This window comes from Nocardia sp. NPDC004260, from assembly GCF_053603155.1.
In genome coordinates, this window is the sequence record NZ_JBSGEZ010000139.1 from 1 (window position 1) to 8278 (window position 8278).

Genomic DNA, 8278 nt, shown 5'->3' on the forward strand with positions numbered 1-8278 from the left:
GGCGACATCGACCGAAACACCTACAAGATTGAGATCGACGTCACCATCAACACCAGTTGACACCAGCCCGACCAGCCTATGTGAGCGGCATTGGGTGCAGCAGGACGACGCTCACCCCGGCGTGCATCGCCGCGGTCACCGTCACCAGGGATTCGACATCGGACGTGGGCAGCACGGCCACCCGGTGCATGCCGTCGAGCCCCGCGGCGGTGCGCAGGACCTTCGACCAGAACCGCTCGTAGTCGACCACCTCGCGTCCCGAGACCACGGCGCTCGCCGCGGGATTCGCCGCGGCCTGCCGAGCGATCCGCGCGGCGAGCAGTTCAGTCATCGTCCACTCCCCTGGCGGCGAGGGCATCGCCCATCGCGTCGGCCGTGCGCAGCGCGCGCACCAGCACCGGCGTGACCAGCGCCGTCATCGACCATTCCAGGCCGCGAGCGCGCCGGGCCTCGGCCACGTCGTGCACGATCCCCGCCAGCAGCGGGACACACCGGATGGCCAGCGCCAGCAGCAGGCCGATCCGCTCGGGATCGACACCCACCCGCCGCAGCGGTCCGAGCCACCGGGTCACGGCGTCGAGCAGGTCGCTCACCCGGGTGGTGAGGAACGTCTCGGGCTGGGTCCGGAACCCCCCGAACTTCGCGACCTCGACGCCTACCGAGCGCGTCAGATCGCCGCGATCCTCGACGACATCCGGCAGCTGCGCTGATGACCGGCAGGGCCGAATCCTTCGACGCCGTCGCGGACGCGCACGACCACGCGCGCTGGGATCTGCCGCCCGCGCGGTTCGACGCCGCGGTTCTCGCGACGCTGTCCCGTTTCGCGGGCCGTGGTGGTGGCGCCCCCGCGCTCTTCCTCGGCTCCGGCTCCGGGCGTGAGGCCGCGGCGTTCGTCCGGGCAGGCCGACAGGTGGTGCTCGTCGACATCTCCGCGCGCATGCTGCCGCTGGCGAAGGCCAGATACCGCGACAGTCCTCTGGTCGACTATCGACGGCAGTCCGCGACGGAGTTCCTCGACGACGCCGACGCCGAGTACCCGTTCATCTCCGCGGTCGGCGAACTCCTCGGCTATGTACGCGACCACGCGGCCCTGCTGACCCGCATTCGCACCCGGCTGGGCGACTCGGGTACCTGCGTCTTCACCTGGGTGGACGCGCATCGACTCGCGCGGCGTGGGCTGCCCGTCCAGGTCTGTGCCGACGGGACGGCGATCTTCACCGAACGCGACGAACCGCCGCTACGGATCCGCGGGTGGTCGCAGGCTCACATGCACGCGTTACTCGGCACGGCGGGCCTCGACCTGGTCGAGGAGATCGCCCCGGAGGCGGTGAGTCCTCGACGCGGCTGGACGGTCACGCCGTCGAGAACTAGCGATGGGTCCAATCCGGCTGGGTGAAGTGGGCGACTCTGGCCGCGTTAGGGTCCGTGCCGAGCAGGACCACTTCGCGGAATTGCCACAGCAGCGCGCCGGTGGGTGCGTGAACGGTCATCTTCGGGCCGAGCCGCATCTGCAACAGGCCCGCTTCGCCCGCCGGCGCGGTGTCGTCGCGCAGTTCCGCTTGCCGTACCGCGTCCTCGGCCCGGACCCAGCGCGGGGTGTCCTCGGCGGCCACCCGGGCCAGATCCACCAGGTGCACCGAGTAGACCTCATCCGGATTCGGGCGTAACCGGGTCGCGTCGTTCAGCGCCAGAACGACGGGCGTGATCGTGAAACCGGAGGCCGCCGGGAAGTCGTCGAGTGCGCCGAGCAGATCACTCGGCCGCGCGTCCAGGCCGAGTTCCTCGCGCAGTTCGCGCAAGGCGGCTTGTTCGGGGGTCTCACCTTCGTCCAACCGGCCGCCGGGCAGGCCCCATTGTCCGGCGTTGCGGCCACGGTAGGCCCGCTTGATGACGATCACCGACAGCGGCCCTCCGGGCTCCTCGACCACGCACAGCACCACCGCCGCGCGGCGCACACCGGGCAGGTCGGCGACCTCGATGCGTGGGAATGCGGCCAAGCGGGAATGCGCGAGCACACGGAATTCGTCGATGCTCCTCGGTAGCGGCGCTGTCGGGGTCGGCTCCATGGCTTCGATCTTGCCCTTCCCCATCGACGAGCGCGACAAAGGAAGTCGTTGACAGCAACTGCCTCACCTGTCACCGTATCGGGAATCTCGGGGCCGGGACCGCGCCCCGGGCGTTCGCGATCGGAGCGTGCTTGATGGGATTTCTCGAGCCCGACCTGCCGGTGGTCGATATGGCGGAATGGAGCAAGGGCACGCGCGCCGAGCGCATCCGTCCCATGGCGCGGCACTGGGCCGAGGTCGGCTTCGGGACTCCGGCGGTGCTGCACCTGTTCTACGTCGGCAAGATCTGCCTCTACGTGCTCGGTGGCTGGTCGATCGCGCTGACCACCAACGGCATCGACGGGTTCACCGACGTCGGCGCCTGGTGGTCGGAGCCGATCGTCTTCCAGAAGGTCGTGCTGTACACGCTGCTGTTCGAAGTGGTCGGCCTCGGGTGCGGGTTCGGCCCGCTGAACAACCGGTACTTCCCGCCCTTCGGCTCGATCCTGTATTGGTTGCGCCCCAACACGATTCGGCTGCCACCGTGGCCGGGCCGGATACCGCTCACCAAGGGCGACAACCGCACGCCGGTGGATGTCGCGCTGTACGCGGCGCTGCTGGCGACGACAGCGGTCGCGTTGCTGTCCGACGGAACCGGACCGATACCGGAGCTGGACACCACCGTCGGTTTGCTGCCGCACTGGCAGGTGGCGGTGATCCTCGGGCTGCTGGCGGTACTCGGGCTGCGGGACAAAGTGATCTTCCTGGCCGCCCGGGGCGAGGTGTATGCCACCCTCACGGTCGTCTTCCTGCTCCCTGGAGCCGATTCGATCGTCGCCGCGAAGGTGGTCTTCGTCGTGATCTGGATGGGCGCGGCCACCTCGAAACTCAACAAGCACTTCCCTTTCGTGGTGTCCACGATGATGTCCAACAGTCCGGTGTTCCGGCCGAAGCCGCTCAAGCGCGCGTTCTTCGAACGCTTCCCGGACGATCTGCGGCCGGGACGGTTGTCCCGTGTCTTCGCCCACGGCGGCACGGTCGTCGAGATGTGCGTTCCACTGGTGCTGTTCTTCTCCCACGGCGGTTGGCCGACGGCGATCGCGGCGATCGCGATGGTGTGTTTCCACCTGGCGATCCTCACCGCCATTCCCATGGGCGTCCCGCTGGAGTGGAACGTCTTCATGATCTTCGGCGTCGCCACGTTGTTCGTCGCCCATGCCGATCTCGGTCCGAGCAGTGTGCGCAACCCCGTGCCCGTGGCGGTGCTCTTCGTCGTGATCGCAGGCATCGTGATCGCCGGGAATCTGTTCCCGCGCAAGATCTCCTTCTTACCGGGCATGCGTTACTACGCCGGGAACTGGGACACCACCATGTGGTGCGTCAAACCCTCGGCCGCCGCGAAGATCGGCACCGGCGTCGTCGCGATAGCCGGCATGCCGCAGGCCCAGCTGGAGCGGTTCTACGGCAAGGATCGCGCGCAGATCCCGATGTACCTCGGTTACGCCTTCCGGGCTATGAACACCCACGGCCGCGCGTTGTTCACGCTCGTCCACCGCGCCATGCCACCCGGCCACGAAGACGAGTACACCATCACCGACGGCGAACGCATCTGCAGCACCGCCGTCGGCTGGAACTTCGGCGACGGCCACATGCACAACGAACAACTCATCGCCGCGATGCACCGCCGCTGCCACTTCGAACCCGGCGAAGTCCGCGTCGTCCTCCTCGACGCCCAGCCGATCCACCGGCAGACCCAGCAATACCGCCTCGTCGACGCGGCCACGGGCGAGTTCGAACGCGGCGAAGTGCGCGTCGCCGACATGGTGACCCGCCAGCCCTGGGCCGACGACGTCCCGGTGCGGGTGCACTACACCGCGAGCGTGGAGAGTTAGCGCGTCCGTCTTTCCCGGGTCGCCGTAGTATTCGCCGAAAATCGGACGGATATGGCGTAACTGCTGGTTATGGGTGGTTTCGGTCGAGGTGGCGGTAGATGGTTTTGCGGGAGACGCCGAAGGTTTCGGCGATTTGGGCGACGGTGTAGCGGCGTTTGCCGTGTTCGTCGGTCTCGTCGTACATCTCGCAGGCCTTGAGCGCCTGCAGTCCGGTCAGGGCGGGTGGCCGGCCACCGACCCGGCCGCGGGCTCGTGCGGATTGCAGGCCTTCGAGGGTTCCTTCGCTGATGAGGTCGGCGGGCGGTCATCTCGTCCATGGCGGCGATGACGTGGAACAGGAACCGCCCGGCGGGGTGGTGGTGTCGATGCCTTGTTTGAGCACGATGAGGTCGATGCCGCGTTCGTCGAGTGCGGCGGCGAGTTCGGTCATGTGCCGTACCGACCGGAATGGCCGTGACAGGCGGGTGATGACCAGTTCGTCGCCGCGGCGTAGGTGTTCGAAGCATTTGTCCCATTCCGGGCGGCGGGCGAGTTTGCCGGAGGCCTTGTCCACCCAGATCCGTTCTCACTCCGCGGCGGTGAGGGCGTCGATCTGGGAGTCGTTTTTCTGCCCGCGGGTGGAGACTCGCGCGTATCCGAACCGTGCCATGCCCGAAACTGTCCCACAAAGGGCTGACATGCCGGGTTTTCGTCCCGTAGATTCCGCACACGAGGTATGACCCACTGGCGAGGTTCGTCGACCTGCGGATTTGTGGGTCGCTGCGGGTGAGGGTTGGTGTGGGTCGGAAACGTTTCGTTTCCGCCCACTCCGGCTGCGGTTGACTTCCTCACCGTCCGGCACTTCAAAACGCGGGAGCAACGGGGGTAGCGACGCTTCATGTACCAGGTGACGCGCCTGTTGGTTAGACTCGTCGATGCGCACTGCTTTCAAAGCAGGCTGCCTGGGCCGGTCAGCTCACGGATCCGGTGTCCTGCCTTGCGAGCCAAACCACTGGATGAGCTCGAGGCGATGGCACGCAGACAGGTGACTGCCTCATCACCGCCGATAGCGGTGATCGCGTCGAGTGCAGCGCGGGAAGATTCTCCGATCCGCCACCCGCCCTCGAGGATCTGCTGACATAGTCGGCGCGCCGTGTCTGCATTCCCGATAAGGCCTTGCGCATGCAACACCCAGTTGTCTCGGTGGGGGCAACCGGCCAACATCCAAGCCTCGTATAGGCCCCATGCGAACTCCGCGAGCGCCGTCGGGTCCACCGTTTCCGCGACAACCCGAACTCCGGTGTATTGCCATTCGGGGCGGCACATCGCCAGCATCGTGCAGAAGTCTTCCACCGCGGATTCCGGCAGCGCTGCGCTGCCGTCTGGTAGCAAGATGGCAGGAAGCAGGGCAGGGACAAGCCACGTCGGTAGTCGAGGAATCCGATGGGGCAGCGCAGACAGTATCGCATCGTCGCCTATCATCGCGGAGATGGCTGTGCGGCTCTGCTCGCCGTAATCTGCTGCGGCGCTGTCGATTGCGCTGCGGTGACCCATTAGGGCAATAGTGTGGAGCGCGTGCTGTGCAAGCATGCGATCGCTGCCGTACCGACTCAGCACAATCGGAATCAGGTCTTCGACTGCCGTGTCGGCATGCCGCTGCCACCAAGCGACCGCGGCACGAGTGGTCCGGCGGAACCCAAGGCAGCGCATCATCAGCACGGCTACACGACTGCCGTCGACGGGCTCCATGACCGGAGCCATCCGCAACGGATGTTGCGCCATCGTCGCAACGACCGCATCGAGGGCATCGGCACCGAACCTTCCCAAAATGCGTTGAAAAATCACCTGCGAGTGGACTGCTCGCGGGACTTTGAACTCTCGCAGGATCGGATGCGCGATGTCGTCGGATATCAGTGCGAGGACGAAGGGCTCCTGGTCGACGTCCTGCACTGAGCGACGGTAATCCTCGATGCTCCGGGCGCTGCCGGCCACCTCGAGCATGTCGTGTTCATACCACCACCCCGTTGTTACCGGCATCGCGGCCCACCGCTCCCGTTCACCTGGCCGCCAGTCGAGCCGCAGCGGGCGGTCGGGGCGTTTTTCGAGGGAAAGGTGCTGTGCCCGCGAAGGTGCGCGACGCCAGGGCGGCGACGCCAGGACATCCGGCAGTTCGTGCGGTTCGGCGTTGCGTCGATGTACGGATTGACCACACTGGTGAGCCGACGCATCGCTGATGAACTGCTGTTCTCGACGTTCGAGCGCCCGAACAATATGAGCCGACGCCCTCCGGGTGGGATCGGCTGACAGCAGCCTCCTCGCCCGGCGCGGGAACCGGCCCGCGGATCTGGACAGCGCACCGAACACCAACCCGTTGTCGGTGCGAGCCTGGAGCAGCTCCATCGCGACGTCGGTCGGAAACCGGGACAGCATGTCGGCGAGCTCGCCCGTGGAGTCTCGGTCAGCGCCCCAACCGTAGGGTGCATGAAGCCTGGCATCCAGCATCGCCGCGATGACGTCGGCGGCGGCGGGACCTACCTGGGTCGCGATGTTGTACACATGACGAAAAAGGCGTGCTGGCTCGACCACTTCGGTGAGGCGAGTGAGTTGCTCAGCGGTGGTGGCGGAAGCGGCTAGAAGGGCAAGTGAATCCGAGGAATCAGACGGAACCGACCAAGCCCCGAAATCGTTGCTGTACCAGCGCGAGTGCCGCCCCGGAGATGATCTGCGCAACTTGTCGATCGTCATCGCCTCGAGATCTGCATCGATCCAGACCTGTTCGGTCGGAAGCAGATACGACGTGGCGACCCGGACCCACAGATCACCGATATGACCAGAAGCCCCTCGACCACCGGCATCGCCGCGCAGCGTACCGAGGCTTTGGACGGTGGTCCGGTAATGCTCTGCGGATGCAGTCGCCAGGTGCGCCCGAACCCGCCGCAGCACGTTGTAGGCACGTAATGGACCTGGTTCGTTCGGCTCGGGCGCGGTCAGATGGATAGGATTCCACATACCGCCTCGGGACCCCGATACGACCGAACTCGACATTCCCACCCCGGACATCCACACAGCTGCTTCCGCCGCGAATTCGAGCCCGTACTCGGCCACCCACGTGTCAGCTAGACTGCGCGGCTCCGAGTGCACGAGAGCGCATACAACTGCTGCGCCTTTCGCGGATACGCGTGAATCGAGAAACCCCGCGCCCGCCTCGGAAAGCCAATACGCACCACCGCGGGGCGGGCACGCCAGAGCACCCTCGATCACCTGGCGATACGGGGCGAGCTCGGTGGGTGTCACAGGCGTCCGCGGCCGAAACGTCAACTGTCGCGCCGGGCCCAGCCCCCGAAAAGGCGCGGCCCTGGGCCACCATTTCGCCGGAACCGCCCACGAATCCTCATCCAGCCGATCATGAGGTTCGGCCACACATCCTCCGATTTCGTCTACCGGGCACGACCATAATTGGCTCGGACACGCGGTCACGGGCAATGACAGACGCCGCTCGCTGAATCGTGTACGTCGCACATCGCATGCCTTCGCCGCAGCCTAAAAGGCATTGCCAAATTCCATGACCTCCCAGCAATGGGAACCGATAGAGGTCTTGCGAGGCCTCTGCAACGCCCACCGCGGCTATGATCCGGACGTGCCCGATTTTCAACGCGAAGGGGTCCGGGCAGTCGAAGTACGCGCGTGTTCAATAGTCCGGCAGATCCTCAGGGCTCTGGTAACTCGCCAGGGCAGACCCACGGTCTTGTCATTCGTGCTGGGTATCACGGCGAACCTGCCACTGGCCGGACCCGTTCGCGCGGACCGATCACGTCATCGACCAAGGCTGATCCGTCATCGACGGAGCGCGCCCCGGCGCCCCGGTCAGAAGAGGGTATCGCGCACGCGTAGCGGCCTGTACCCAGTGGGATCGAGCTGGGCAAGTTCTGCATCGATGTCGACCTCGATCGCGCCGAAGAAGTTGATGTTCTCGCTGTGCGCTGGGGAGATGTGCGCCAGGACCTCGTCGTCGATGCGGTGCCCGGATCGGCGCATCTGCTCGACGGCGAGCCCGTAATACTCCGTGGTCCACGCGATGACCGCGTTCGTGGCCAAGGTCAGACACCAGGCTTGCTTTGTCTGTTCCTCGAAACAGGGTGATCTTCCCCAAGTCCCGGATCCGGGGCGAAAGCTGCATGCCGAGCAGGTCGAACAGCCCGAAGTTGACCAGGGTCACGCCGTGGGTGTCGGTCGCGGCTTGGCCTGCGCAATCGCAGCCCGCAACCGCTCCCACCCGATCGCATCGCCCCGGATCAAGCCGCCGATCTCCTCGTCACCGATCCGCGGATCGGTGACGATAGCCAGTAGCTCGTCCAGCAGGAC

At 66.1% G+C, this 8278-nt stretch carries 6 protein-coding genes and 4 pseudogenes; 2 read left to right on the plus strand and 8 right to left on the minus strand.

Features of this window, described 5'->3' with window-relative positions:
- Positions 1–94: 94 nt before the first annotated feature.
- Both ACWEO7_RS37075 and ACWEO7_RS37080 read right to left on the minus strand, forming a co-directional pair.
- Positions 95–331 (minus strand): annotated as a pseudogene (locus ACWEO7_RS37075) (AMP-binding protein); the annotation flags it as partial.
- A pseudogene (locus ACWEO7_RS37080) lies at positions 324–605 on the minus strand (energy-coupling factor transporter transmembrane component T); the annotation flags it as partial. The pseudogenes ACWEO7_RS37075 and ACWEO7_RS37080, both read right to left, overlap by 8 nt.
- A gap of 104 nt (positions 606–709) precedes the next feature.
- Here ACWEO7_RS37080 and ACWEO7_RS37085 point away from each other — a divergent pair.
- Positions 710–1396 (plus strand): class I SAM-dependent methyltransferase, encoded by a 687-nt coding sequence (locus tag ACWEO7_RS37085; RefSeq protein ID WP_452430240.1) that lies wholly within the window; start codon positions 710–712, stop codon positions 1394–1396.
- On the opposite strand, the gene ACWEO7_RS37090 is transcribed toward ACWEO7_RS37085, so the two are convergent.
- A complete protein-coding gene (locus ACWEO7_RS37090; RefSeq protein WP_452430241.1) occupies positions 1368–2066 on the minus strand; it encodes an NUDIX hydrolase in 699 nt (232 codons plus the stop codon). The two genes, ACWEO7_RS37085 and ACWEO7_RS37090, sit on opposite strands and share 29 nt — an antisense overlap.
- 134 nt (positions 2067–2200) lie before the next feature.
- Between ACWEO7_RS37090 and ACWEO7_RS37095 the strand changes: the two genes are divergently transcribed.
- Positions 2201–3937 (plus strand): DUF3556 domain-containing protein, encoded by a 1737-nt coding sequence (locus tag ACWEO7_RS37095; RefSeq protein WP_452430243.1) that lies wholly within the window; start codon positions 2201–2203, stop codon positions 3935–3937.
- 67 nt (positions 3938–4004) lie between these two features.
- On the opposite strand, the gene ACWEO7_RS37100 is transcribed toward ACWEO7_RS37095, so the two are convergent.
- The 5 genes and pseudogenes from ACWEO7_RS37100 to ACWEO7_RS37120 all read right to left on the minus strand — a co-directional run.
- A complete protein-coding gene (locus tag ACWEO7_RS37100) occupies positions 4005–4226 on the minus strand; it encodes a helix-turn-helix domain-containing protein (RefSeq protein ID WP_452430249.1) in 222 nt (73 codons plus the stop codon).
- A gap of 15 nt (positions 4227–4241) precedes the next feature.
- Positions 4242–4490 carry a recombinase family protein gene (locus ACWEO7_RS37105; protein ID WP_452430245.1) on the minus strand — a complete coding sequence of 83 codons (249 nt, stop codon included), beginning with the start codon at positions 4488–4490 and terminating at the stop codon, positions 4242–4244.
- 374 nt (positions 4491–4864) lie between these two features.
- The gene (locus ACWEO7_RS37110) at positions 4865–7021 is read right to left on the minus strand and encodes a hypothetical protein (protein ID WP_452430247.1); all 2157 of its coding nucleotides are present in this window, start codon (positions 7019–7021) and stop codon (positions 4865–4867) included.
- Positions 7022–7780: 759 nt separating this feature from the next.
- A pseudogene (locus tag ACWEO7_RS37115) lies at positions 7781–8044 on the minus strand (Tn3 family transposase); the annotation flags it as partial.
- Positions 8045–8084: 40 nt separating this feature from the next.
- Positions 8085–8189 (minus strand): annotated as a pseudogene (locus ACWEO7_RS37120) (hypothetical protein); the annotation flags it as partial.
- Between the last annotated feature and the right edge of the window lie 89 nt (positions 8190–8278).

What these genes read in the sequence shown, in the direction of transcription:
- ACWEO7_RS37090 (WP_452430241.1), bottom strand. Translation starts at nt 2,066, where the DNA reads ATGGAGCCGACCCCGACAGCGCCGCTACCGAGGAGCATCGACGAATTC.
- ACWEO7_RS37085 (WP_452430240.1), top strand. Translation starts at nt 710, where the DNA reads ATGACCGGCAGGGCCGAATCCTTCGACGCCGTCGCGGACGCGCACGAC.
- ACWEO7_RS37095 (WP_452430243.1), top strand. Translation starts at nt 2,201, where the DNA reads ATGGGATTTCTCGAGCCCGACCTGCCGGTGGTCGATATGGCGGAATGG.